This is a genomic window from Streptomyces sp. SP18BB07 (assembly GCF_036322545.1).
In the GTDB taxonomy this organism is placed as follows: domain Bacteria; phylum Actinomycetota; class Actinomycetes; order Streptomycetales; family Streptomycetaceae; genus Streptomyces; species Streptomyces deccanensis.
Genome location: NZ_JAQYWT010000246.1, coordinates 1 through 25248 on the forward strand (window position 1 = coordinate 1; position 25248 = coordinate 25248).

General features: G+C 68.8%; 22 protein-coding genes and 2 pseudogenes. 13 read left to right on the plus strand and 11 right to left on the minus strand.

The window, feature by feature from the left end; all coding sequences use genetic code 11:
• Positions 1-142 precede the first annotated feature (142 nt).
• From PUR53_RS08970 to PUR53_RS09000, 7 genes and pseudogenes are all read right to left on the minus strand, one after another.
• Positions 143-673: pseudogene (locus PUR53_RS08970) on the minus strand (alcohol dehydrogenase catalytic domain-containing protein); the annotation flags it as partial.
• A gap of 25 nt (positions 674-698) precedes the next feature.
• Positions 699-1604, minus strand: a complete 906-nt coding sequence (locus PUR53_RS08975; protein WP_329907927.1) for a universal stress protein — start codon at positions 1602-1604, stop codon at positions 699-701.
• A gap of 190 nt (positions 1605-1794) precedes the next feature.
• On the minus strand, positions 1795-2424 hold the full coding sequence (locus PUR53_RS08980) for a hypothetical protein (RefSeq protein ID WP_329898533.1): 630 nt from the start codon (positions 2422-2424) through the stop codon (positions 1795-1797).
• Between the two features lie 171 nt (positions 2425-2595).
• On the minus strand, positions 2596-3330 hold the full coding sequence (gene pflA / locus PUR53_RS08985) for a pyruvate formate-lyase-activating protein (RefSeq protein WP_329907928.1): 735 nt from the start codon (positions 3328-3330) through the stop codon (positions 2596-2598).
• 5 nt (positions 3331-3335) lie between these two features.
• Positions 3336-5594: a formate C-acetyltransferase gene (gene pflB / locus PUR53_RS08990; RefSeq protein WP_329907929.1), complete on the minus strand. Its 2259-nt coding sequence runs from the start codon at positions 5592-5594 to the stop codon at positions 3336-3338.
• Between the two features lie 189 nt (positions 5595-5783).
• The gene (locus tag PUR53_RS08995; RefSeq protein WP_329907930.1) at positions 5784-6707 is read right to left on the minus strand and encodes a carbamate kinase; all 924 of its coding nucleotides are present in this window, start codon (positions 6705-6707) and stop codon (positions 5784-5786) included.
• A gap of 130 nt (positions 6708-6837) precedes the next feature.
• Positions 6838-7107 (minus strand): hypothetical protein, encoded by a 270-nt coding sequence (locus tag PUR53_RS09000; RefSeq protein ID WP_329907931.1) that lies wholly within the window; start codon positions 7105-7107, stop codon positions 6838-6840.
• Between the two features lie 196 nt (positions 7108-7303).
• Here PUR53_RS09000 and PUR53_RS09005 point away from each other — a divergent pair, with 196 nt between their 5' ends.
• The 4 genes from PUR53_RS09005 to PUR53_RS09020 are packed head-to-tail and all read left to right on the plus strand — an operon-like array spanning position 7304 to position 12129.
• Positions 7304-7768, plus strand: coding sequence for a cyclic nucleotide-binding domain-containing protein (locus PUR53_RS09005; RefSeq protein ID WP_329898538.1), 465 nt, complete (start codon positions 7304-7306; stop codon positions 7766-7768).
• A 41-nt stretch (positions 7769-7809) separates the two neighbouring features.
• A complete protein-coding gene (locus PUR53_RS09010) occupies positions 7810-8460 on the plus strand; it encodes a CBS domain-containing protein (protein ID WP_329907932.1) in 651 nt (216 codons plus the stop codon).
• Between the two features lie 35 nt (positions 8461-8495).
• A complete protein-coding gene (locus tag PUR53_RS09015) occupies positions 8496-9692 on the plus strand; it encodes a tyrosine-type recombinase/integrase (protein WP_329907945.1) in 1197 nt (398 codons plus the stop codon).
• Positions 9685-12129, plus strand: a complete 2445-nt coding sequence (locus tag PUR53_RS09020) for a tyrosine-type recombinase/integrase (RefSeq protein WP_329907934.1) — start codon at positions 9685-9687, stop codon at positions 12127-12129. Before PUR53_RS09015 ends, PUR53_RS09020 begins: the two co-directional genes overlap by 8 nt.
• A 118-nt stretch (positions 12130-12247) precedes the next feature.
• Here the strand turns inward: PUR53_RS09020 and PUR53_RS09025 are convergent, their stop codons facing one another.
• The gene (locus PUR53_RS09025; protein ID WP_329907935.1) at positions 12248-13087 is read right to left on the minus strand and encodes a class I SAM-dependent methyltransferase; all 840 of its coding nucleotides are present in this window, start codon (positions 13085-13087) and stop codon (positions 12248-12250) included.
• 604 nt (positions 13088-13691) lie between these two features.
• Here PUR53_RS09025 and PUR53_RS09035 point away from each other — a divergent pair.
• From PUR53_RS09035 to PUR53_RS09070, 8 genes are all read left to right on the plus strand, one after another.
• Complete coding sequence (locus PUR53_RS09035) at positions 13692-14087, plus strand: hypothetical protein (RefSeq protein WP_329907948.1); 396 nt, start codon at positions 13692-13694, stop codon at positions 14085-14087.
• A complete protein-coding gene (locus PUR53_RS09040; protein WP_329907936.1) occupies positions 14024-16303 on the plus strand; it encodes a site-specific integrase in 2280 nt (759 codons plus the stop codon). The genes PUR53_RS09035 and PUR53_RS09040 overlap by 64 nt, the downstream gene beginning before the upstream one ends.
• Positions 16304-16427: 124 nt before the next feature.
• The gene (locus PUR53_RS09045) at positions 16428-16589 is read left to right on the plus strand and encodes a hypothetical protein (RefSeq protein ID WP_329907937.1); all 162 of its coding nucleotides are present in this window, start codon (positions 16428-16430) and stop codon (positions 16587-16589) included.
• Positions 16590-16648: 59 nt separating this feature from the next.
• Positions 16649-17446: a class I SAM-dependent methyltransferase gene (locus tag PUR53_RS09050; RefSeq protein ID WP_329898550.1), complete on the plus strand. Its 798-nt coding sequence runs from the start codon at positions 16649-16651 to the stop codon at positions 17444-17446.
• 214 nt (positions 17447-17660) lie between these two features.
• A complete protein-coding gene (locus tag PUR53_RS09055; protein ID WP_329898551.1) occupies positions 17661-17945 on the plus strand; it encodes a hypothetical protein in 285 nt (94 codons plus the stop codon).
• A 23-nt stretch (positions 17946-17968) separates the two neighbouring features.
• Positions 17969-19693, plus strand: coding sequence for a hypothetical protein (locus tag PUR53_RS09060; RefSeq protein WP_329907938.1), 1725 nt, complete (start codon positions 17969-17971; stop codon positions 19691-19693).
• Positions 19690-21825, plus strand: coding sequence for an integrase (locus PUR53_RS09065; RefSeq protein WP_329898553.1), 2136 nt, complete (start codon positions 19690-19692; stop codon positions 21823-21825). Before PUR53_RS09060 ends, PUR53_RS09065 begins: the two co-directional genes overlap by 4 nt.
• Positions 21822-22235: a hypothetical protein gene (locus PUR53_RS09070; protein WP_329898554.1), complete on the plus strand. Its 414-nt coding sequence runs from the start codon at positions 21822-21824 to the stop codon at positions 22233-22235. Before PUR53_RS09065 ends, PUR53_RS09070 begins: the two co-directional genes overlap by 4 nt.
• A gap of 74 nt (positions 22236-22309) precedes the next feature.
• On the opposite strand, the pseudogene PUR53_RS09075 reads toward PUR53_RS09070, so the two are convergent.
• Positions 22310-22597, minus strand: a pseudogene (locus PUR53_RS09075) (GNAT family N-acetyltransferase); the annotation flags it as partial.
• Between the two features lie 116 nt (positions 22598-22713).
• On the opposite strand from PUR53_RS09075, the gene PUR53_RS09080 reads away from it, so the two are divergent.
• On the plus strand, positions 22714-23151 hold the full coding sequence (locus PUR53_RS09080) for a VOC family protein (protein WP_329907939.1): 438 nt from the start codon (positions 22714-22716) through the stop codon (positions 23149-23151).
• Between the two features lie 49 nt (positions 23152-23200).
• Here PUR53_RS09080 and PUR53_RS09085 read toward each other — a convergent pair whose 3' ends face one another.
• On the minus strand, positions 23201-24391 hold the full coding sequence (locus PUR53_RS09085; protein ID WP_329907940.1) for an IS110 family transposase: 1191 nt from the start codon (positions 24389-24391) through the stop codon (positions 23201-23203).
• A 277-nt stretch (positions 24392-24668) separates the two neighbouring features.
• Positions 24669-25238 (minus strand): DinB family protein, encoded by a 570-nt coding sequence (locus PUR53_RS09090; protein WP_329907941.1) that lies wholly within the window; start codon positions 25236-25238, stop codon positions 24669-24671.
• Between the last annotated feature and the right edge of the window lie 10 nt (positions 25239-25248).

The window sequence follows — 25248 nt, forward strand, 5'->3', positions numbered from 1 at the left end:
CCACCCGGTCCACCAACCCCGGCGGATACACCCAGGTCAGAAGACCAAGACCCGATAAGTCAGACGCACTCGCAGCCACCCCAACCACCCCCGGGACCCACTGCCAACCAGCCTACTCCCACGGTAAAAGCAACGGCATTGGGCCTAGGCCTCCGATCCCGGAGATCGCGACCAGTTGCGAGGGCCGCACGTCGGCGACCTTGAGGGCCTTGTACGTGGTCACGCCGGCGCAGGTGAGCGGTGCCGCGTCGACGGCGGTGACACGGTCCGGCACCGGCTGGGCGAAGTCGGCCCAGGCCAGCATCTTCTCGGCGTACCCGCCGTCGCAGCCGTAGCCGGTGTTGATCTGCTGCTCGCACAGCGTCTCCCAGCCGGACAGGCAGTGCTCGCACCGCCCGCAGGCCCGGCCCAGCCAGGGCACCGCGACCCGCTGGCCGAGGCGGAGGTGGGTCACCCCCTCGCCGAGCTTCTCGACCAGGCCGACGCCCTCGTGGCCGGGGACGAACGGCGGGTTCGGCTTGACGGGCCAGTCGCCGTGGGCGGCGTGGATGTCGGTGTGGCACAGGCCGGACGCCTCGACACGGACGCGGACCTGGCCGGGGCCGGGCTCGGGGTCGGGGCGGTCCTCGATGACCAGGGGCTCGCCGAAGGCTCGGACAACCGCTGCCTTCATGGGGTCAACTCCTTGGATTGTGACGTCAGTCGTGCGGGACGACGGCGACGGGGGCGGCGCTGTGGTGCAGGACCGCGTGGGCGACGGGGCCGATGTGGGCGCCGAACGGGTTGCGGCGGATCCGGCGGCCCACGACGACCAGGGAGGCCTCGCGGGACGCGTCGACGAGGTGGTTGCCGGGGGTGCCGTAGTGCGACTCCTCGGTGACCTCGACGTCCAGGTGCTTCTCGCGCCACGGGCTCAGGACCTCGGTCAGGGCGGTGCTCTCACGGCGGGCGAGGGCTCCGTGGAGTTCGAGGTCGACGGAGAGGCCGTAGGCGTAGTAGGGGGGCGGGTTCCAGCCGTGCACGACCCGCAGGGAGGTGCCGCGGCGGGCGGCCGCCGCGAACGCGAACTCGATCAGTTCCTCGTCGGGGCTCTCGACGTCGAGGCCGAGGACGACGGGACGGAACGGTGTCGCCGCGGACGGGATGCCGGCCGGGTCCATCTCGTGCTCGTCCGCGGCCAGTTCCTCGGCGCGGACCAGGACGGTCGGCCGTTCGGCGTGCGCCACGACCGCCAGTCCGACCGAGCCGACCATGAAACCGCCGACGCCGCTCAGCCCGCGGGAGCCCAGGACCAGCAGCTCGGCGTTCCTCGCCTCGTCGACCAGCACCTCGGAGGGGCGACCGGAGACGTGCTCGGTGACGACCTCCAGCCCCGGGTGGCGCAGGCGGAGGCCCTCGGCGGCCTCGCGGGGGACGCGCTCGGTCCAGTGCTGCTGGGTCTCCGCGCCGAGCAGCGGTGCCTGCGCCATCGGGACCGGGACGGGCTCCCAGACGTGGACCAGCTTCAGCGGCACGCCGAGCAGCTGTGCCTCGCGGGCCGCCCACTCGGCCGCCGAGCGGCTCTCACGGGAGCCGTCGAGGCCGACGGTGACGGTGCGGTTCATGATCTCCACCTTTGGGGTCGTGGGTTCTGATCGGAGGGTTCGAGCGGGGGCGTCCGCGTCCTGGTTAGAGCTTCTTCCGCGGGCCGGTGGCCCGGCAGGGGCCGCAGGTCCCTGGGGAGGGCCGACCGGCCCTGCCCCGCGCGGTCGTGGGGCGGCGGGCCCACCGTCGGACCCGCCGCTCCTCCCGCGGTCAACGCAGCCAGGGGCTGCGGCGCACCAGCGGGAGCCGGGCCCAGGCCCTGCCGAGACCGAGGGTGTCTCCGGCGGCCGTGGCGGCGAGAACGACCAGGGCGACGGCGTAGACGACGTGGTACTCCGCGAACGGGTTCGTCGACATGCTCGGCGAGCCGTCCGACAGGTGCCGTGCGGGCGGCCATTCGGCGACCCACATCAGCGCCATCATCACCGTGCCGGCGGCGGCCGTGAGCCGCAGGGCGACCCCGGCGGTCAGGGCGAGCCCGATGCCGAGCAGACCGAGCATGAACAGCCAGTCGGCCCAGGGGTCGCCGGCCCAGGAGTGGAAGGTGGACTCCATCGGCCCGACGGCGACGGACCCGAGGAAGCCCTTCGTCGGCGAACCGCCGTCGATCCAGCCCTTGCCGGACTGGGTGGCGTAGCCGAGGCCGAAGGTCTTGTCGAGGAACGCCCACAGGAAGACGAATCCGGTGAGCAGTCGCAGGGAGGCGAGCGAGTAGGCCGCCACCGCGTGCGTGCCGGTCGCTTCCGACAGGGTGGGCTCGGCCGCCGAGGCGGTCCGGGTTCCCCGGAAGGACGGCAGGTGGAGGCTCGGCCTCCGGTGAGGGTGCTCGTGCACGGCCATGATGGTGTTCCCTTCGGCAACGGTCGGGACGTGCTGTGATGCCTCCACTCTCGTCGCGTCCGCCGAGGCGCGCCGGATGCCGAAGGTCTGCGGCTGTGGGGCTGAACGGCCCTGCCTGCGAGGCCTGTTGGGCGACGGAGGCGCGGCGGGGAGCGCGGCGGAAGGTGATAATCAGTAGGCGGGCACGCCGTGCGTCCTGAACCGCTCGCGGACCCGTTCGGTCAGGTCGGCGTCCGGGCCGGGGGTGTCGCGGAGCGGGAACGGCAGGCCGAGGGCGTCGTACTTCGCGGCGCCGAGCTTGTGGAACGGCAGGACGTCCACGCGGTCGACCGCGCCGAGACCGCCCACGAAGCGGGCGAGTCCCTCGACGGACTCCGGCTCGTCCGTCCAGCCGGGCACCAGGACGTATCTGATCCACATGGGGACGCCGAGCCGGTCCAGGCGGGTGGCGAAGTTCAGGGTGGGGCCCAGTTCGCCGCCCGTCAGCCGCCGGTAGGTGGTGACGTCGAAGGACTTGATGTCCAGCAGCACCAGGTCGGTGTGGCCGAGGAGTTCGTCGGTGGCGCGGGCGCCGAGGAAGCCGGAGGTGTCGAGGGCGGTGTGCAGTCCCAGTTCCTCGCAGCGGCGCAGGATCTCGCCGGTGAAGCCGGACTGGAGGAGGGGTTCGCCGCCCGTGACGGTGACGCCCCCGCCGGCCGTGGTGAGGAAGGCACGGTACTTCTCGATCTCCGCCATCACCTCGTCCACCGTGGTCTCCTGCCCGTCGCGCATGTGCCAGGTGTCGGGGTTGGCGCAGTACAGGCAGCGCAGCGGACAGCCGGCGACGAACAGGACGAACCGGGTCCCGGGACCGTCCACGCCGGTGGACAGGTCCCAGGAGTGGATCCGGCCCCTGGGCGAGGGCATCCGGCTCACATCGATCCGTGGAAGGTGCGGCTGATGACGTCGAGCTGCTGCTCCCGGGTCAGGCGGACGAAGTTGACGGCGTATCCGGAGACGCGCACGGTCAGGTCGGGGTACTTCTCCGGGTGCTCCATCGCGTCCCGGAGCGTGGCACGGTCCAACACATTGACGTTCATGTGGAAGCCGCCCGAGGCCGTGTAGGCGTCGAGGATGCCGACGAGGTGGCCCGCGCGTTCGTCGGGGCGGTGACCGAGGCCCTCCGGGGTGATGGTCGTCGTCAGCGAGATGCCGTCGCGCGCCTGCTCGTACGGCAGTTTGGCGACCGACAGGGCCGAGGCGGCCACCCCGTGCAGATCGCGGCCGTTCATGGGGTTGGCGCCGGGGGCGAAGGGCTGTCCGGCGCGGCGGCCGTCGGGGGTGTTCCCGGTGTGCTTGCCGTAGACCACGTTGGAGGTGATGGTGAGGACCGACTGGGTGTGCTCGGCGTCCCGGTAGGTGGGGTGCTCGCGCACCTTCGCCATGAACGACTCGACCAGCTGGACGGCGATGTCGTCGGCGCGGTCGTCGTTGTTGCCGTAGGTCGGGAAGTCGCCCTCGGTACGGAAGTCGACGGCGAGGCCGCCGGCGTCCCGGAACACCTTCACCCGCGCGTACTTGACGGCGGACAGGCTGTCCACGGCCACCGACAGCCCGGCGATGCCGCAGGCCATGAAGCGGTGCACCGGGTGGTCGTGCAGCGCCATCTCGATGCGCTCGTAGGCGTACTTGTCGTGCATGTAGTGGATGACGTTCAGCGCGTCGACGTACGTCGCGGCCAGCCAGTCCAGGACCCGGTCGTACGCCGCCGACAGCTCCGCGTAGTCCAGGTACTCCCCGGTGAGCGGGGGTGTGGCCGGGGCGACCTGCTCGGAGGTCATCTCGTCGCGGCCGCCGTTGACCGCGTACAGCAGCGCCTTGGCGAGGTTCACCCGGGCCCCGAAGAACTGCATCTGCCTCCCCACCGCCATGGCGGAGACGCAGCAGGCGATCGCGGTGTCGTCCCCGGTGCGCGGGCGCATCAGTTCGTCGGACTCGTACTGCACGGCGCTGGTGTCGATGGAGACCTGGGCGCAGAACCGCTTGAAGCCGTCGGGCAGGCTAGGCGACCACAGCACCGTGAGGTTCGGCTCGGGTGCGGGGCCCAGGTTGTACAGCGTCTGCAGGAAGCGGAAGGAGGTGCGGGTGACCAGCGGGCGTCCGTCGGCCCCGATGCCGCCGAGGGACTCCGTCACCCAGGTGGGATCGCCGGAGAACAGGGCGTCGTACTCGGGGGTGCGCAGGAAGCGGACGATCCGCAGCTTGATCACGAAGTCGTCGATCAGCTCCTGGGCGCGGGTCTCGTCGAGGAGCCCTGCCGTCAGGTCGCGCTGGAGGTAGACGTCGAGGAAGGTCGAGGTGCGGCCCAGGGACATCGCGGCGCCGTTCTGTTCCTTCACGGCGGCGAGGTAGCCGAGGTAGAGCCACTGCACGGCCTCGTGGGCGGTGGTCGCGGGGCGGGAGACGTCGCAGCCGTAGCCGGCGGCCATCCGGGTCAGCTCACCCAACGCCCTGATCTGCTCGGCGAGTTCCTCCCGGTCCCGGACGACGTCGGCGGTGGAGGGCCGGGCGTCCAGCAGGGCCCGCTCGGCCTTCTTGGCCTCGGTCAGCCGGTCCGTGCCGTACAGCGCCACGCGACGGTAGTCGCCGATGATCCGGCCCCGTCCGTAGGAGTCCGGGAGCCCGGTGATGATGCCCGCCTTGCGGGCGGCCCGCATCTCGGGGGTGTAGGCGTCGAAGACGCCGTCGTTGTGGGTCTTGCGGTAGGTGCCGAAGACCCGGGTGACGAAGGGGTCGGGTTCGTAGCCGTAGGCGCGCAGTCCGTTCTCCACCATCCGCAGGCCTCCGTTCGGCATGATCGCGCGCTTGAGCGGCGCGTCCGTCTGCAGACCGACGATCAGTTCGCGCTCGCGGTCGATGTACCCGGGCGCGTGCGAGGTGATCGTCGAGGGGGTCGCGGGGTCGACGTCGAGGATGCCCCTGCTGCGCTCCTCGGGGAACAGCGCGACGATCTTCTCCCAGACGGCGCGGGTACGGTCCGTCGGGCCGCTCAGAAAGTCGGCTCCGCCTTCGTACGGGGTGTAGTTGGCCTGGATGAAGTCACGTACGTCGACGTGTTCGCGCCAGTGCGTCCCGGCGAAGTCCCGCCAGGCGTCGCTCGTTCGGCTGCCCACGGTCGTGGTCGCGGTCATCGCCGGTCCTCTCCTCGGTTCGTCGCACCTGCCTGCACCTCGGATGCTCGTCGTTCGCGCGGGCCGGGGGGAGTGCCGAGCGGCGCACACGGGAGTGCCGTTGGTCCCCGGTGGGCCGGGGCCGGGCGGCTCCGAGCCCCGTCGGCGCGCCGGCTCGGAGTCCTGCCGGCGCGCCCGCTCGCAGGCCCGTCAGCCCGTGGGCAGATCGGGGCGGATCAGTGTCCCCGAGAGGCCGTGGACGATCTCGTAGGCCGCGTCCAGGGCGCCGATGGCGGCCAGCCCACCGGTGCGGCTGACGAACAGGGCGGCGGCCTCGGTCTTGGGTCCCATGGAGCCGGGGGCGAACTCTCGCCCGCGCAGCTGGCCGGGGGTGGCGTCGAGCAGGGGGCGCTGGTCCGGGGTGCCGTAGCCGTCGTAGACGTAGGGCACGTCGGTGAGGATCAGCAGGAAGTCGGCCTTCAGTTCCTCGGCGAGCCGGGCCGCCGTGAGGTCCTTGTCGACGACCGCCTCGACGCCGGTGAGGGCACCGGTGACCCGGTCGGCGGTGACCGGTACTCCCCCGCCGCCCCCGCAGACGACCAGCGTGCCGGTGGCGAGGAGTTCGCGGACCGTGTCGGTCTCCAGGACGCGCTCGGGCCTCGGGGAGGGGACGACGCGGCGCCTGCCCCCGGTGTCCGGCGCCATGCGCCAGCCGTGGACACGGGCGAGGCGGTCGGCGACGTCCTGCGGATACGCCCGGCCGACGAACTTGGTGGGCCGGTCGAAGGCGGGGTCGTCGGAGCGGACGAGGGTGTGGGTGACCAGGACGGCGATCCGGCGGCGCGGCATGGCGTCGTGCAGGGCGCGGGCCAGCAGGGAGCCGATCATGCCCTGCGTCTGGGCGCCGAGGAGATGCATCGGGTAGGGCGCGCTCAGCGCGGGGTCGGACTCGCTCTCCCTCGCCAGCAGCCCGATCTGGGGGCCGTTGCCGTGGGTGACGACGAGGTCGTGGTCGCGGGCGAGGGCGGCGAGGGCGGTGGCGACCCGGTCGACGTTCGCCTGCTGGACGACCGCGTCGGGGCGTTCGCCCCGGTGCAGCAGGGCGTTGCCGCCGAGGGCGACGACCATGCGCATGACTCAGTCCTCCAGGGGGGCCACGAGTGCGGCCTTGATGGTGTGCAGCCGGTTCTCGGCCGGTTCTCGGCCTGGTCGAAGACGATCGAGGCGGGTGAGGTGAAGACGTCGTCGATGCCCGGTCGCCCCGTCACCGGTGCGCGGGCGTTCGCCGGGGCGGGTGCGGGGCCCGGCCCCGACGGGCCGTGGACGGGAGGTGCCGTGTCCCGTCCCCAGGGGCGTCGGACGGCCGGTCCGCGCTCCCCTCCGCGCGAGCGGTGGGCCGCCGGTCCTGCTGTCGCCGCAGCCGCCGTACGTACAGCGCGTCGAGCACGGTGCTCAGCACGAACGTGAGCGTCGCGGACAGGAGCAGGAGTACGGCGAACAGCCTCCAGAAGTCGGGAGTCAGTGAGGTACCCACGGTGCTCATCCCCCTCGGTCGGGCGGTTCGTCCCATGCCTTCATGGAACAGCGGGTGCCCGGTCGCCGCAGGGTGCCGGAAGGCTCCTCCGCCGTGCCGACCGGCCCGGGTGAGGGACCGGACGGCCCATGGCGGGCGGGGGTGGCGCGGCACAGGCTGGGCATGGCAGTTCCGGTAGACCGCCTGGAGGCACGCCATGATCACCACACCCACGCCCAGCATGCTGCGGGCGCTGCCCACCGAGCATCGGCAGCGGCTGATGCGCGTCGCCCGTGAGGTGGCGTTCCCGCAGGGGACACGGCTGTTCGAGGAGGGAAGCCGTGCCGACCGCTTCTGGATCCTCCGCACGGGCACGGTCGAGCTCGACATGCGGGTGCCGGGCCGCCGGCCGGCCGTGATCGAGTCGCTCCGGCACAACGAACTCGTGGGCTGGTCCTGGCTGTTCCCCCCGCATGTGTGGCACCTGGGCGCCGAGGCGACGACTCCGGTGCGGGCGTACGAGTTCGACGCCACGGCCGTCCGTCTGATGTGCCAGGAGGACCCGGCCATGGGCCAGGCCGTGGGTCTGTGGGTCGGTGAGGTGCTCGCCCATCGCCTCCAGGCCGCCCGGACCCGGCTGCTGGACCTGTACGCCCCCTACGGCGCCGGCAGCGCCCGCTGACCCGTCCGCCCATTCCCCGCGCGGACCTCGAAGGAGTGATCATGCACGGCACACCGCACATCGTCGGCGACGTCATGACCCGTACGGTCGCAACAGTCGGTCGAGGGACGGCCTTCAAGGAGATCGTCCAGCTGATGTGGGACAGGAGGATCAGTGCCGTGCCCGTCGTCGAGGAGGACGGCCGAGTGATCGGCGTCGTCTCGGAGGCCGACCTGCTGCCCAAGGAGGAGTTCCGCGACAGCGACCCCGACCGGTACACCCAGCTGCGACGGCTGGCGGATCTGGCGAAGGCCGGTGCGGTGACCGCCGAGGAGCTGATGACCTCCCCCGCCCTCACGGTCCGCTCGGGGGTGACGCTCGCCCAGGCAGCCCGCACGATGGCCCGGGCCAAGGTCAAGCGGCTTCCGGTGGTCGACGCGGACGGCGCGCTGGAGGGCATCGTCAGCCGCGCGGATCTGCTGAAGGTGTTCCTGCGCACCGACGAGGAGATCGCCGAGGAAGTGCGACGTGAGGTCGTCGCCTACCTCTTCCCGTCTCCGGCCTCCGCCGTTCGGGTGAGCGTGCGGGACGGCGTCGCCCTCGACCCGGACCACCGCTTCGCTTCCATGCCGCTCCACGTCCTCAACCAGGACGGAAGACCCGGTATGACCAGGCGCCAGTGCACAGTTATCTGCACATCTTCTCCTCGTTGATCGCGGTGTTGGTCATCACGATCAAGGAGAGCGAAGTGGATCTACGTCACGAACTGATGGAGGGTCGGGCCCAGCTGCCCCGCGCAGGTGCCGTGGTGGATACCGGTGAGGCCCACCCTCCCTTCATGGTTGTCAACGGCCTCGGACGCGAGGTGGAGCCGGTCACCGCGTACCTGCGCGACCTGGCGCTGAGTGACAGCAGCCCGCTGACTGCCCGTAGCTACGGGTTCGGGATGCTGCGGTGGTTCCGGCTGCTGTGGCTGCTCGATGTGGCCTGGGAACGAGCGACCGAGGCGGAGACCGCCGTCCTCACCGGCTGGCTGCGTACGGCCTCGAACCCGCAGCGCCGTCGGCGCAACCCTCAGTCGCCACCTCCTGGAACGGTCAATCCACGGACCGGGAAGCCGTACCTCGGCCCTGGGTACGCACCGACGACGATCAACCACGCGCTGTCGGTGGTGAGCGGCTTCTACGCGTTCCATGCGCACTACGGACGCGGGCCGGTGGCGAACCCGGTGCCCGTCTCGCCACAGCGGCGCCGGGCCTTGAGTCACCTGAGCCCGCTGGAGCCCAAGCCGGTGTTGGGCCGGGCCAGGCTGCGCCAGAAGGTCACCAGCCGGCCTCCGCGCTCCATCCCCGATCCGCTGTGGGACGAGCTGTTCGCCGCGATGGGCTGCGAGCGGGACCGAGCCCTGCTCGACTGCTACGTCTCCAGCGGCGCCCGGGCGGAGGAACTGCTCGGCGTCGGCACCGACGACATCCACTGGGCCAAGCCGGGCCTCTACGTCATCACCAAGGGCACCCGGGAACGCGAGCTCGTGCCGATCTCGCCGGAGGCATCCGTCCGACTGGCACGCTACCTGGACACCGTCGGCACGCCGGAGGCCGGCGAGTGCGTCTGGCGCACTCGGCACGGTCAAGACCGGCCTCTGACCTACTGGGCGATGCGTCGGGTGGTGCAGCGGGCCCAGCAGAACCTGCGCACGAACTGGACGCTTCACGACCTGCGCCACACCGCGGCCCACCGGATGGCCAACGGCGGCAAGCTCATGCTGCCCGAGGTCCAGGCGGTACTGCGCCATGCGAACATCCAGACCACCAGCCGCTACCTGGCGGTGCGGGTCGAGGAGATCTTCGACGCCCTGCTGGAGCACTACAACCAGCCGCGCCCCCAGATGAGTTACCCGACCGGCTACGCCGCCGACGACATCGCGGCGGTGTTCGGTGCCTAAGACAGCCGCGAGCCCGACCACCGGCGTCAGCCGCCGCCACGGCCCGATCGCCGAGGGCCTGGACTACCCCAGCCGCTTCGTCGGTGGCCCGATGACAGCCGAGCCGGCCACCGCCGCCACGCCACCCCGCCCGTTCGGCGACCTGTCCCGCAGCAGTTCGCGGTCGATCGCGAAGCTGGTCGTCGACACCTGGGATGGAGGTACGTCAACGCGACAGCAGCGCGGCCAGTCCGCCGGGCTCCTCCTGGACTACCTGGCCGGTTACCCCGGCCTGACCTGGCAGGAACGGTGGGACGCCAGCCCTGTCGGGCAAGGACTGGCCGACGTCAACGACCTGGAGTGCCGCCGCAGCCCCAGCGTCAAACTCACCACCGGCCTGCGAGCCCTGATCTGCCTGCGCGTCATCCAGCCGTCCCTGGTGGCCTTCCGGCGCCACCACATGACCGGCTTCGCAGCCCACTTCATCGCGGCCCAGAGCGACCCGCTGCTGGACGAGTTCGCCAAGCAGGTCGAGGTGCACCAGCACACTTACGCGCACCGCACCGAGGCCCTGTTCGACCTGTGCGTTCTGCTCGCGGTGCAGGGGGTCGCGCTGAGCGACGTCACGGCGCCCGCCCTGTTGCACTTCGCGCAGGAGAACCGGCGGGCCTGGTCGGTGGTGGACCCCGGGAACAAGGCCGGAAACCGGCTCCGCGGCCAAGGCGTGTGGCACGTGCTCCACGCCACGGGCCACCTTCCACCGACCGTTCCGGCAACGATGCGCGCTGCTCTCATGCGGGGCCAGAAGAGCGTCGAGGAGCTCGTCGGCCTCTACCCGATCCGGAACCAGGCGGTGCGCGGGGTGCTGATCGACTACTTCACGCGGCGCCGCGCGGACACCGACTACGCCACCTTGAAGAACCTGGTCCTGCACCTGGCCCACCACTTCTGGGAGAAGATCGAACGCCTCAACCCCGACCAGGCTGACCTGCGGATCTCTCCGGAGATCTACACCGCCTGGCGGCAGATGATCGCCGTCAAGGACAACGGCGCTCCGCGCGCCGGGGCAGACAGCCTGGTCATCTCCGTTCGGAGCTTCTACTACGACCTGCACACCTGGGCCGCCCAGGAACCCGAGCGGTGGGCAACGTGGGTCGCTCCCTGCCCGGTCCCGCCGTCCGACCTGCACGGGCTCGGCGCTCGCCGCCGACGGATCAACGAACGCAGCGCCGACCGCACCCGCCAGCGTCAGCCGCTGCTGCCGGTGCTCGTCGAGCACGTCGAGTCCCGCTACGACCACTTCCGCCAGCTGCTCCAGCTCGCCGAGGAAGCGGTCGAGGGAGAGTCGTTCACCTTCGCCGGCAACAGCTACACACGTGTGCTGAGCGAGGCTGATCGCAAGCTCAGCCGGCACACCGCACCGATCCCTCCACGTCTGCGCAACAACGACAGCGGCGAGATGGTCCACATCGCCGCCGAGGAGGAAACCACCTTCTGGGACTGGGCAGCGGTGGAGACACTGCGGCACTCCGGCGTCCGCGTCGAGGAGCTGTGCGAGCTCACCCACCTGAGCATCCGCCAGTATCAGCGGCCCGGTGGCGAGGTCATCGCGCTGCTGGTCATCGCGCCTTCGAAGACCGACCGCGAGCGCGTGATCCCGATGTCCGCCGAGCTCTTCCACGTGATCGCCTCGATCATCCGCCGACACGCTCGCACCGGCCGGCCGATCCCGCTCGTGACTCGCTACGACCCGCACGACAAGGTCTGGAGTCCCCCGATGCCATTCCTGTTCCAGCGGCAGAACGGCACGATTCCCGCGGTCTTCAACCCCGGCACGATCCAGAAGATGATCGAGCGGCGCTGCCTCGCCCTCGCCGCAGTGCACCCGGGCTTCAAGGGGCTGAAGTTCACCCCGCACGACTTCCGCCGGATCTTCATCACCGAACTCGTAAACAGCGGCCTGCCGATCCACATCGGCGCGGCCCTGCTCGGACACTTGAACGTCCAGACCACTCGCGGCTACGTCGCTGTGTTCGACGAAGGCGTCATCCGCCACTACCAGGAGCACCTGGAACACCGGCGCCAGACCCGACCCACCGACGAATACCGCGACTCCACCGCTGACGAGTGGTCCGAGTTCGAGGAGCACTTCGACCGCCGCAAGGTCGAACTCGGCTCCTGCGGCCGGCCCTACGGCACCCCCTGCCAGCACGAGCACGCCTGCGTCCGCTGCCCGATGCTGCACGTCAACCCCAAGATGCTGCCCCGCCTCGCGGAGCTGGAGGCCGACCTCCTCGACCGCCGAGCACGCGCCGAAGCTGAGGGCTGGGCCGGTGAGACCGAAGGCATCGACCTCACCCTCTCCTTCCTCCGCGCCAAGCGCGACGAAACGCAACGCCGAGACCAGAGGCCGCCCGTCGACCTCGGCATCCCGAAACCTCGCAGGGAGAATCTGTGAAACGCCATCACGCGTGGCCAGCAAGCAGTGCGCCTCCTGAGCGGAGCCATCACAGACTGGACCCTTTGCCCCCTCGTGCTCTGTGGCCACGGAGGGTGTCACGGTGTGCCAAACGGCGTCACCGCCGATGCGACACCGCCAACTCGATGAGATACCGCCTGGTCACCCGACCGCCGTATCGCCCGTCGATCAGGTCCACGATGCACCCCAGCAAGCCGTTCCTGGCAGCTTCTGCAAGAGCACGGTGACCGGAGTAGGTCTGAAGCAGCCTCAGATACTCCGACGTGGTGTACGTAAGGTCCCGTTCGTAACGGCGGAAGACCGTGGGACCAAACGCACCGCTCCGCACGACCTCCTGGGCGTGGTCCGAGCCGTCGATGTCGGCGGCTTCCGGAGGCCGAAACCCAGGCGGCGTGTCCGGATCGAACCGCTCATAGCAGCGCTGCACCTCGACAAAGAACTCCTCGGTACCACCCCTCACATGCTGGGTCCGCACCACAGCGAGCGCCCCGCCCGGACGCAGCGCCTCGGCAGCCTTCGCCATTCTTACCGCCGGGTCGATCCAGTGGAAAGCGGTCGCTGCGAAGACCACGTCGAACGAATCCTCCGGAAGAGGCCAACTCTCGAAGTCTGCCGTAACGATCTCTACCCCCGCGGCCCCGTTCAGGTTACGGCGGGCGACTGCGGCCATACTCGGTCCTGCCTCGACGGCCGTGATCCGACAGCCTCGCTCGGCCAGCGGCACCGTGGCCTGCCCGGTCCCGCAGCCGATCTCCAGTACTCGGCTGCCCGGGCAGGCACCGGCGAACTCCGCAAGGTCGTCGTACAGCTCCGGCGGGTAGCCGGGCCTGGCCTGGTCGTACAACTCCGCATCTTCGTCGAACGTCTGGCTCAGGCGCACTCGCCGGGATTCCTCAGGCCGGTCGTCACGCTTCACGTGTGTGGTGTTGTCGGGCATGGAGAGCAGGCTAGGCGATGCCCGTCCGCGCATGAGCGGAAATAACGGCTTCAACTGCCCCGGGCATGGGCCACACCGTCTCGCCCCAGCAGCACGACAGAGCCTGGGCAAGCCAGCACTCGGGCATCCAGCAGATGTTTCCCGCAGCCGACGTGGAAGTGGGGACATCCCCAGCACCGGCCGCCTCCCCACCTTGCAGCAACCCATGAGCCGATCCGTCAGAAAAGGAGCCTTGCCATGCCCACCACATACCTCGTCACCCATTCGAGCGAAGTGCAGAGAAGCACCGGGGAATACAAGATAAAGCCAATCAAGAAGAAGGTCCGGGAACTCCTCGGACACCCCTACCCGCAGCGCATCCCGAAGAGTACATTCGTCGAGCAATGGGTGGGAATCTCCACGGACAAGTTCCACCGAGCCAAGGATGCCGACGTCCAGTACATGCGCAACCGGCATCCACTCATCGAACTCGGCTGGACCCGCGCAGACTGCGCCCGCTACCTTTCCTCCGTCGGCCTGGATAACACGCCGAAATCGAGTTGCAGCTTCTTCCCTATTGAATCTTCGTGTTGCAGCGGTACGTGTTGCGAGCGAAGAGGGACGTGTGAGCAAGTTCCGGCAAGTGCACTGGGTGACGAGACGGCACGCCGCAGCGGCGAGCGATCACCCTGTCCTGAGGGAGTGGGCCGACCTCGACGTACGGGAGGAGGCCGCCCGGATCGACCCGGGGGACGTGTTCTTCACGGACCCTAACTACCAGGTGGACCCGCGGCTGACGCTGTACACGACGCGTTCGGCGTTCGCGCATCTGGCCTGGGAGACGCGTCGGAACTACGCCGGGGACTGCTGTCTGTTCTTCAACTTCCTGTGGCAGCGGGACAAGAACTGGTGCCATGCCGAGGTCGAGGACCTGCTCGATTTCGAGGACTGGCGGCGGTGGTCGCCGCGGAATCCTCGGCGGATCAGCGGCTCAAAGTGGGACCGCTGCCGACCCAGTTGAGCCCCTCGGTGAGGCGCTTCGACTTCACCCTGATCACGGACTCGCGTTGGCAACTGGTGGCCAAGGAACTGGTCTTGGCGATGCTCGCACCCCGCCACCAGACGGTCGCCCCGTTGCCCCGCGCCTTCCGCAACCCGCTCCACGTCACCAGTTGCTGCGGTCGTCTCGACGAACTCGTCCGCTTCTTCAACTGGCTGGGCGAACGGGCGACCAGCAGCCTGCAGCAGGTCACCACTCGGGACTGTGAGGCATACCTGGCTCACCGCCGCTACGTGCTCGACGATGACGGAGCCGTGATCGGCGAGAACAGCCACGCGACCAGGAGATCCGCCGCCCAGGTCGTCGTCGACCTGGTGAACTACCGCGACCTGTTCACCACCGACCGCGTCCCCGCCGGGCTGCGGCCCTGGGGCGGCGCCACCGCCTCCGCCGTCGCCGAGATGCCCAGCGGCCGAGACGAGAACAAGACCCAACCGGTCGCGGACGAGATCATGCAGCCGATGCTCGCGGCCGCCCTCTACCTGATGTCCACACTAGGTCCGCACGCCGTCGACCTGGCAAACAAGATCCGCGAATCCGACCGCCACTCGGCCCGACGAGCACAAGGACTCCGGCGGGTCGGGCCCAAGAACCGCGTCCCGGTCCTGGAGCTCAGCGAAATCCTCGCCGAGTACACGCGAACGTGCACAGCCCTGCCCATGCTGGAGGACCATTACGTCGCGAAGCGCCTCGATAAGGGCTGGGCTGAGGACGACCCCCTTCTCCTGGTGGCCATGGGCACCCTCGCCCGCCGGGCCGGGCTGAGCCAGTTCTGCCATCCGTGGCTACCCACCATGAGGCCGGCGCTGGAAGACACCCTCGCGCAGGTCGGCGTCGAGAGACCGTTCGGCCGTGATGCCGACATGGTCCCCGCGGCCGACGGGACATCGTCACTGCCCTGGACCCTGCCGGTGTCCCGGCTCCAGGCCGTTGCCCTGGTCGGCATCGTCCGCACCGCCGCGATCATCACCGCTGCCGCTATCTCAGGCATGCGCGCGAGTGAGCTGATGGAATTGCGTATCGGCTGCCGACGACCGCCCGACGAGGCCGTCCCGGGCCTGACCCGCTACCGGATCGCCAGCAAGATCGTCAAAGGGCAGCCGCTGGGCGGCACCGACGACGAGTGGGTCGTTATCGAGCCGGTCTATCGAGCGATCGAACTCCTCGAGCAACTGCACGACGCCCCGGCAGAAGGGGCTTTGCTGATCGGCAGGTTCTCCTTCAACGTCCGCTTCAAGTGGTTCAAGAACTGGGCCAACTCCGAGGCCGGCCAACGACTTGGCCTGGCGCCAATCCCCGGGGGGCCAGTCAACTTGCGGATGCTGCGGCGCACTTTGTCCCTGGAAATGGCCTACCGGCCCGGCGGCGTCCTGGCCACCAAGATCCACATGAAACATATCGCCGTGGCCACAACGGAAGGCTATGCCTCGCGCCCCGGCGGGGCCCAGGCCGAGCTGTTGGCCGAGGTCAACAAGCACGAGAGCGAGCGCAATCTCCAGCTGGTACTGGAGGAGTTCCGAAACTACCAGGAAGGCGTTCTGCCTGCCGGTCCCGGCGCCCGCAGCCTCACCGAGTTCTTCGCCGGTATCGACGACCAGCTCGCTGCCGCCTCGGGCACGGCTCCGAAAGCCCAGCGCAACGACCGCGACGTCCTCAACCTCCTGACCAAACGAGCCAACGTCCTGCACCTCGGACCGGCGAACTACTGCTGGTTCACCGACCCTTCCCGGGCACTCTGCCTCAAACTCGCGGGCACCCCCACCGCGGACCGCCCGCTGATCGGGATGTGTGACTCCGCCCGCTGCCCGCAGGCCACCCACCACCCCGGCCACCGGCCCGTCTGGGCCGAGCATGCCGACAGAGCAAAGATCTTCATCGGCCAACTCGGCGCCACCCGCAAGACCGAACGCACCCGGCTCCAGGCCGACTACGACCAGCCCTCCGGGTCGTCGCCGAGATCGACGCCGCCAGTGCAACCATGGACGAGGAGTCCGCATGAGAATCTCCGCAGCCCAGCGCACCGAGAACGAGAACCGCATCCGGGCCGCCATGGACCGCCTCCTTCGCGGCGAGATCCCGCCCGGCGAAAAATGCGACATCAAGACCCTCGCCCGCGAAGCGGGCGTCGACCGCACCGCGTTCTACGGCACCCGCCCCTACGCTCACCTCCGCCTTGAGTTCGAACGACGCCTGCAGACTCTTCACTACGCCGGCGAAATCCCCGACCCCCGCGAGGCCCAGATCACCCGGCTCAAGGCAGAGAACACCAAGCTCCGGGAACGGCTGGCCCAGTCGGAGCAGATGATCGGCGAGCTCACGGACTTCCGCACCCAGGCCCTCGCACGGCTCGCCGCACAACACGAAGAGATCGTCCATCTCCGCGGAGCCGCCGACACCGCTGCGGCCAACCACGTGATCCACCTCCCAGCAGCCCGCAAGACCACGATCGGGACGTGCAGCTGACCATGCTGCTGATCCGCCCGCACCCTGCCCCGGCATGTCCAGGCCGTTATCGTCGCCAGATGCCTGAAGCACCTGAGAAGTTCAACACCGCGATGACCACCTGGCAGGAGTGGCAGGACGCCCCCTGGGGCCGACTGCGCTACTCGATCGCCGAGGCAAACCTGCTCCGTCACCTCGACGGCCTGGGCGGCGAATCACTGCGGATACTCGATCTCGCCGGCGGCGACGGTGGCGACGCCATCCGCCTCGCGGCCCGCGGACACCATGTCACCATCGTCGACTACGCGCCCGCCATGCTCGCCGCGGCCACCGAGCGGGCCGTGGCAGGCGGCGTGACAGAGCTGATCAACTGCATTGAGGCCGACGCGACCGATCTGCCTCGCGACCTCGCCGACGGGGAGTTCGATGTCGTGCTCTGCCATAACCTCCTGCAATACATGGACGACGTCCCAGGCGCTCTCGCCTCGGCACTCTCCCCGCTGAGGCTCGGGGGCCTGGTCTCCATCATGGCGATCAACCGGCATTCGGCACCCTTGAACATCGCAGTCCGGGAGATGGACCCTGCGGCCGCGCTCGCCGCACTCGACACCGATCAGGCCCGGACCCAGATGTTCGACTCGGCGCTGACACTCCACACAGCCGAAGAGATCATCCCCACCCTGCGGAAGCTCGGATGCCGAGACATCGCCCACTACGGCATCCGCAGCTTCTGCGACTACATCACCGACGACGCAAGCAAGCACGATCCGGACTTCTACGCGGACCTTGAACGCCTCGAACTCGCCACTACAGCCCGCCCGCCCTACATGCACACCGCCCGGCTCTTCCAGCTCACCGCCTGGAAGCAGACCCACTGATGCTGGACCAGCCGCCTCGGTCCAGGCGTCTCACGCGTCACCCAGGCGGCTCTCCAGTCCACCTCAAGGGTGTGATGCCGGTCACTCGGGCCCCGTCGAATAGCTACACAGCCCCAGGAACTGAGTCGCGAACGCAGCACCGAATCCACCCAGGCGAATCGCGACACCGACATCCCCGCACACGGCCTCTGCGGACACAAGGCATGCCTTTGCGTTGAAGATGCTGGTGGCGCTGATGCACGCGCTGGACAAACGGTTCGGCCTCACCCCGGAGGAGCGGCGGGACTTCCGTCTGCTCTATGGGGATGCCTGGCGGATGGTCAAGGACCTCCTCGATCACGCGAGCGAGGAGACCACCCGCAAGATCTACCTCGCCCCTGTCTCGGACCTGCAAATCCGGTCCCTGCTGCTGGACGAGGCCGACCCGGGCACCAACGAGCTGCTGGGCCGGATCGCAAAGATGTCGGAACGCGTCCTGGACAGCGAGGCACTGGTATGAGTACGCGAGGACGACGCGCTGTCTTGCCCGGGGACGACGGGCACCGGCGCAAGCCGCCGCTGGAGCCGGGTGACCTGCTGGTCTGGCACGTGTCCGAGGACGGGGCGAACAAGGCCAGTTACGACTTCGACCAGCTGGCGGTCGGTCGACGGCTGCGGCGCAAACTGGCGGAGGCGTTCGCTGTCCAGTGCGGGCCCACCGGCACCTGGAAGACGCTGCCCTCCAGCCGGGAGTCCTGGCTGATCTTTCTCTACTTCAGCCGCTTCCTGGCCGAGCAGGAGCACGTCCCGCAGTCTCTGTGCGAGTTGACCCCGGACATCTGGGCGGCCTGGCGGCTGAGCCGCACGCCGAACTCCACGGGCAGTCGGCAGGTCCGCAAGGTCGCCCGGCTACTGAAGCAGCATCCGCTGGTGCCCGCGGAGACCAGGAAGCTGATGAACAAGCGGATGCCGAAGGAGAAGGCACCGAAGGAGACCGCCCACAGCGACGCCGAGTTCGACCGCATCAAGCTACTTGCCACTCAGCGGTTCCGCCCGGCCCTGCACCGCATCCGCGCCAACCGGCAGCACCTCCTTGACTGGCGGGCGGGCCGGTTCGAAAGAGGTACAGACGGCTGGCTCGTCGGTGAGGCACTGGACCAGTTGATCCGCACCGGCGAGACGCCGTTCTTCATCCGTCCGGATGGGCGCCACCGTCCCGACCCGCGTTACGCAGGAGCCCTGGGCGGCAACCGGGCCGAGGACACGTGGATGCGGCTGTTCCTGACCACCGATGAGGGCTTCGCACTGATGATCCTGATCATCGCGGCCTACGGGTGGAACGCGACACCGGTCGTCGAGATGAAGGTGCCCGATGCGAGCCCCGACGCGGGTAACGAGGGGCAAATCATCTACCGGGTCGAGTTGGAGAAGCGGCGCCGCCGCCCGGCGGACCGCTACGAGACGAGGAACCTGGCCGACTGGGGAACGAACTCTCCCGGACGGCTGATCACGCACGCGATCGAGTCCACCGCCCCGGCACGGGAGATGCTGAAGAACGTGGGGGCACCCACCGACCGGCTGATCGTCTGGCGGCTCGCTCAGCGGCGGGCAGCCTACGGCGAGGGGACGGCCGGCCTGTTCGACGGCCACTTCCACGCCAACGTCTGGCGCAACTGGCGCCAGGAGCTGGGCGGCGAGGGCTCGTTGAACCTGCGACGCCTGCGCAAGACCGTGGTGATCGCGCATCAGCGGCAGCCCACGCAGCACAGTCAGGACACCCACGACGGTGCTTATGTCCTGCCGGACCCGCGCACGCACGCGGCGGCCCAACCGGTGATCACTGACGGGGTCGAGGAGGCGATCGAGGCGGCCAGGTCGTCGTTCCAGGCCCAGATCAGCCGGGCGGACACGAACGTGGACAAGGACTCCCCGACCGCCAGCTGCAGCGACTACACCCACAGCCCGTTCGGGGAACAGGGGGTGCCTTGCCGGGCGTCGTTCCTGCTCTGCACGGCCTGCCCGAACGCCGTGATCACCCCGCGTCACCTGCCGCGGCTGGCCTATCTGCTGCACGTGCTCAAGGAGCTGCGGTCGGTGCTTTCGCCGGAGGTGTGGAACCAGGACTGGCGCGAGCCCTTCGCGCGGCTGCGGGACCTGCGCAAGGCCCCCGACTTCACCGACACGGAATGGAACGACGCCCTGGAGAAGGCAAGTACCCACGAACGAAGGGTCATTGACCAGCTGCTGAAGAAGGGATTCGACGCATGACCCTGGCCTTGAACCCCCGCTTCGCGATCCCGGCGACCGACGCCTTCGTGTTCGATCCCGACCGGGCCGTCGAGGGCCGCCGCAACTTCGTGCCCCGCTACGGCGACGACGGCTGGTCGTTGCTGGCGCTGACCCAGAACCCCTCGCAGACAGACGACGTCATCCGCTGGCGATGGTTCCCCGAGGTCTTCAGGGAGCCATTCCGCCACGCATCTTGGACGTTGATCAACTACCCGCTGCCCGACAGGGACGTTGCCCTGCGCGGCGCCGCCATGCGCTCCAAGCTCAGCGTCGGCCGAATCACGAGGACGGTCAGCGACTGGTCGATGTTCGCCCAGTGGCTCGACGACCGCGGGATCAAGCAGCTTTCGCTGGTGACGGCCGAGGACCTGTCGGACTACAGCCACCAGCTCGACAAAGCGCGGGGGCTGGCCCGCAACACGGCCACCAGTCATCTGATCGCGCTCTCCCGACTGCACTACTCCGGACGGTTGTATCTGCCCGACACCGACCGGCTCGTCGCGCCGCCCTGGGTCGCGGAGGGCATGGACGACTACCTGCCGGCGGCCTCGCCGCTGGGCGAGAACGTCACCGAGCCGATCGCCCCGGCGACGATGGGGCCGTTGCTGGTCTGGGCACTACGGTTCGTCGAGGAGTACGCCGACGACATCCTGGCCGCCTTCGAGGAACACCGACGGCTGGTCGAGATCGCGGAAGGGCTGAAGGGCCCGTTCAAGAAGGGATCGGGCCTGCGTCTGGTCGCCTACCTCGAACAGTTGGAGGCCGACAGCAGGCCCGTCCCGGCGCTGATCAGAGACACGAAGATCTCGACGCCCGGGGTGTTCCTGGCCGGCCTCACTGGGACTCCGATCACCAAGGTCCACCAGGTCATGAACTATCCGCGCTGGAAGGCATACAAGGTCCAAAACCCCGGCCGGTGCCTGCTGGATACCTCCATCACCGCGAAACTGGGCGGGGAGCCCTGGCACGGTCCGTTCGACTTCCACGACGTCCCCGGGATCCTGAAACACCTGGTCACCGCCTGTTTCATCGTCCTGGGCTATCTCACCGGGATGCGGACCGGGGAGATCCTGGCGCTGGAGAACGGGTGCTGCCCGGATCCACAGGGGCCGCCGGAGGCGGCCCGGCGGCACCTCATCTATGCCCGGCAGTTCAAGGTCGCCCGCGACGAGGACGGCAATCACCAATCCGCCGGAGTCGTACGCGAATCTCCCTGGGTGGCTGTCCCGCAGGTCGTCAGGGCAGTGCGGGTGCTGGAGCAACTCGGTGGGCACGGACTGCTGTTCGCAATCGAGGTCCACGATCCGCTCCAGCCCGAGCGCCGCAGCGGCAGGTCGCTGGCGATCGCCACGATGAGCAATCGCATCGAGGCGTTCATCGAGTGGGTCAACGCCCATGCCCAGAGCCGGGGCCGGCAGGCGGAGGCAATCCCGGCCGACCCGCATGGACGGGTCGGCACGGGCCGCTTCCGCCGCACTCTGGCCTGGCACATCGCCCGCAGGCCGGGCGGACTGGTGGCGCTGGCGGTTCAGTACGGGCACATGCGCACGCTGATCAGCGAGGGCTACGGATCGCGCTCGCGCTGCGGCATCCACGACCTTCTCGACTTCGAAACCGCCCGCAACGTCGCCGAGCAACTCAGCGAGGTCCACGAGGCCATCCAGGACGGCGCAGGCGTCTCGGGCCCCGCCGCAAGGCGTCTGATCAACGCCGCCGCCCAGGAACACCACCGCTTCAGCGGTCTCATCACCTCCAATCGTCAGGCCAAAGACCTACTGGCCGACCCGACGCTGAACGTCTTCGAGAACAAGGAGGCATTTCTGTTCTGCAACTACGACCGGACCAAAGCGCTCTGCCATCCCGGCCGCAACGCGAAGAGCGAGGCCCCCAGCCTGGACCGCTGCAAGGTCAACTGCGCGAACATCGCCCGCACCGACACACACGCACATCAACTCCGAGAAGCAGCCGATGACTTGGGCCGCCAGGCCGCCTCTGGTCTGGTTCCCGAACCACTGGCCGACCGGCTGCTGGAACGGGCCCAGGTCCTGACCAAGCTCGCTAACCAGCACGACCACGACCGCGTCCTGGCGGCAGCGGGGGCCGAGTTGTGAGCAACGACAACGAGAGGAAGAACATCAGGGCCGCGATGGACCGGCTGCTGGCCGGCACCCCGCTGCGGTCCGACGGAGCGCTGACCGTCCTCGCGCTGGCCGCCGAGGCAGACGTGAAACGCCACGTCCTCACCCACCGGCATACCGACCTCAAGGACGAGTTCTACGCGAAGGTCCGAGCTCAGGGACGGGTCCCCGACAGCGAACGCAAGCTGCGGGCCGAACTGAAGAAGACCAAGGAGCGACTGGCCGAGCTGATCGAGGAGAACAAGCGACAGCAGGCCGAGATCGAGACATTCGCCCGCGTGGTAAGCGTCCTCACCATTGAGAACCACCAGCTCCGCGACCAGTCGGGGCATAAACGAGCCCCAGTGGTGGCCTTGCGCCCGGACCCCGAGCCCGGCTCATAGTCGCACCGGCTGGTCTAGTCCTGACCGCTGCGCGGTCAGGACTAGACCACAGGACCTGTCGAGCACGAGCTCAATCAGAGGGCACGACGGGGGGACCGCATGCCGAGCCATTGCTCGGCGTCCCAGGCATGGAACCGCTCTACCTCTATGAATCCCAGCTTCGCCGCGAGGCGCATCGAGCCGACGTTGGCGGTCTGGGTGGCGAGCACCACCGGCTCGCCGGGAAGGACGCCGTCGAACCAGTCGAGTGCCGCCGTGCACGCCTCGGCGGCGTATCCGAATCCCCACGCCCGCGGCAGGAACAGTTAGCCGAGATCGACCTTCCCCGCGGCAGCCGGGCGACGGTGCTTCGGTGCTCTCTGTCCTGTCTCACCGATTCCTAATGCCGTTTGTCAAGCCACAGGGCACGCGCGAAGTAACGGGCCGGGGATTGTCAGAGGTGCCCGGTACGGTCAGTCCATCAGACTGGGGAGGGCTCATGGCGACCAAGTGGAGCTTGACGATCGACTGCGCGTACCCGGCCAAGCTGGCCAAGTTCTGGGCGCTGGCATTGGGCTATGTGGAGAAGCCCGCGCCCGCAGGGTTCGGGAGCTGGGAGGAGTGGTTCGCGCACCATGGCGTTCCGGAGGACGAGTGGGATGACGGGGCGTATCTCTCGGATCCGGACGGCGTAGGCCCCACCTTGTCCTTCTTGAAGGTGCCGGAGCCGAAGTTGATGAAGAACCGGTTGCACCTCGACGTGCAAGTAGGTGGCGGCCGTGAAACACCGTGGCAGATCCGCTGGCCGCGTGTGGTCGAGGCGGTCGAGCGGTTGACCACGGCGGGTGCGACTGTGGTCCGCGAGGACGAGCTGCAGGGCAGGCCGGATCACGTGGTGATGGCAGACCCTGAAGGTAACGAGTTCTGCCTGGTCTGACTGAACGCGCCAGATCGGCCGTCCGACGCGGAACGTGTCGCGTCGGTTCCTACGCGGCAGCCCTTGCCGGCGGAGCTGGCTCGTAGCACCGTCCGTCACGTAGGAGGGCCCATAGGACGTTGACCCGGCGTCGAGCGAGGGCGAGGACGGCCTGGGTGTGGCGCTTGCCCTCAGCTCGTTTGCGGTCGTAGAACCTGCGCGACTCCTCGCACTTACGAATGCTGAACAACGCTGAGGTGTAGAAGACGCGTTGGAGGCGGCGGCTGTATCGCTGCGGGCGCTTCAGATTCCCGCTGATCTTCCCGGAGTCACGGGGCACCGGGGCGACGCCGCCGAAGCCGGCGAGGCGGTCGGGGGTGCCGAAGGCGGTCATGTCGCCGCCGGTGGCGGCCAGGAATTCGGCACCGAGGATGATTCCCAGGCCGGGCAGGCTGGTGATCACCTCGAAGTGGTGATGGTCGCGAAACCGGGCCTCGATGAGCTTGTCGACCTCGGCGACCTGCTGGTTGAGGGTCATCACCTCCTTCGCCAGCGTGTGCACCATCTCGGCGGTCAGCTTCTCGCCGGGCAGGCTGGTGTGCTGGCGTTCGGCGGCTTCGATGGCCGTTTCGGCGAGCTTGTCGGCGCGGACGACATGGCGATTGCGCAGCCAGGTCTCCAGCCGCTTGGCACCGAGTCGTCGGATGGCTGCCGGGGTCTGGTAGCCGGTCACCAGAGTGAGCGGGCCGGTGTGTGTAAGGTCCAGCGCGCGCTCCAGGCCGGGGAAGATGCCGGAGAACTGGGCGCGGAGGCGGTTAACGGTGCGGGTGCGGTCGGCGACCAGGTCCATGCGACGACCGGTGAGGATCTTCAGGTCGATGACCGTCTCGTCGCTGGCGCGTAAAGGGTGCAGGTCACGTCGGATGCGGACTTGGTCGGCGATGATGGCGACGTCCTTGGCGTCGGTCTTGCCTTCGCCGCGGTAGCTCTCGGAGGCGCGGTGGATGGCCCGGCCGGAGATGTAGTGCACCGTCTGGTCGTGGTTGAGGAGGACCGTGATGGCGAGGGCGACGCCGCCGTCGGCCAGGTCGATGCCCCAGGACGCCTCGTCGCCCAAGGCCAGGACGTCGGCGAGGAGTTCGAGGAGTTCGGGTTCGTCGTTGGCGACGCGTCGTGACAGCAGCCTGCGGCCGCTCTCGTCGATCGCGACGCAGTGGTGGTGGGTCTTGCCTGCGTCGATGCCGGCCCAGATCGCGGCCATGTGGTGCCTCCGTACGGTGTGCTGCCGGTGCCTCCCGACGGACGACCTCGCTGTCGATTCCCTACGGAGCGATCATTCGCAATTCCTAATTGGCAGCCGAGTCGTCGTGGGGCATCGGGCGGCCAATCGATGGAAGCCACAAGCGGCAGAAGATTGAAAGCCACACCCGACGCCCCTGGGTGGGCCAACCATACGAAGGGCTCGCCCGGTCCCGTAGAACAACGTAGGGAAGGTTGAGCGCGGCGGATCCGAAGCTCGATCGCCGGTTACCGAAAGGTCATATTCGGTGCGGTACGGCTCCGTCCTGCCAGCGGTAGAGGTCGCGCAGCAGGGAAATCTCGGCGCCGTGATGGATCAGCTCCCTGTTGACGTGCAGGACCCTGTTCTCCATGGGAAACCGCTCGGGACCCACCGTGGGCGGATTCTCCAGGTCAGCGTCCGAGAGCTCGCGGACCCCCGCGTTCCATCTCCCATACATCTCATCGAGCTGTTTCAGCGCCTCGTCAGCGGTCCCCGCGTAGGCGAATGTCTGGGAGTCGACGTCCTGGCCGCCGAAGTACCATCCGACCCGATAGCCCAGGCAGGAGACGATGATGTGCGCCAGCCGCCAGGCAATCGTGGTCACCGGCGCCAGCACCGGCACCGCGTCAGGCGACGCGGAGTCCATCGTCCACTCCCCCGAAACTACCGACATCGGTGCGGCCGACGTGCCACGTGGGCGGATACTCCAGCAGCCACGCACCGGCTCCCAGAAGTACTCCTCATCGGTAAGACCGTCCAATCGCGGCCACAGGTTCTGGCGCCAGTACCAATCCAACTGCTCCGCGAGCCGCTCGCTTCTTGTCATTGCCGCACCC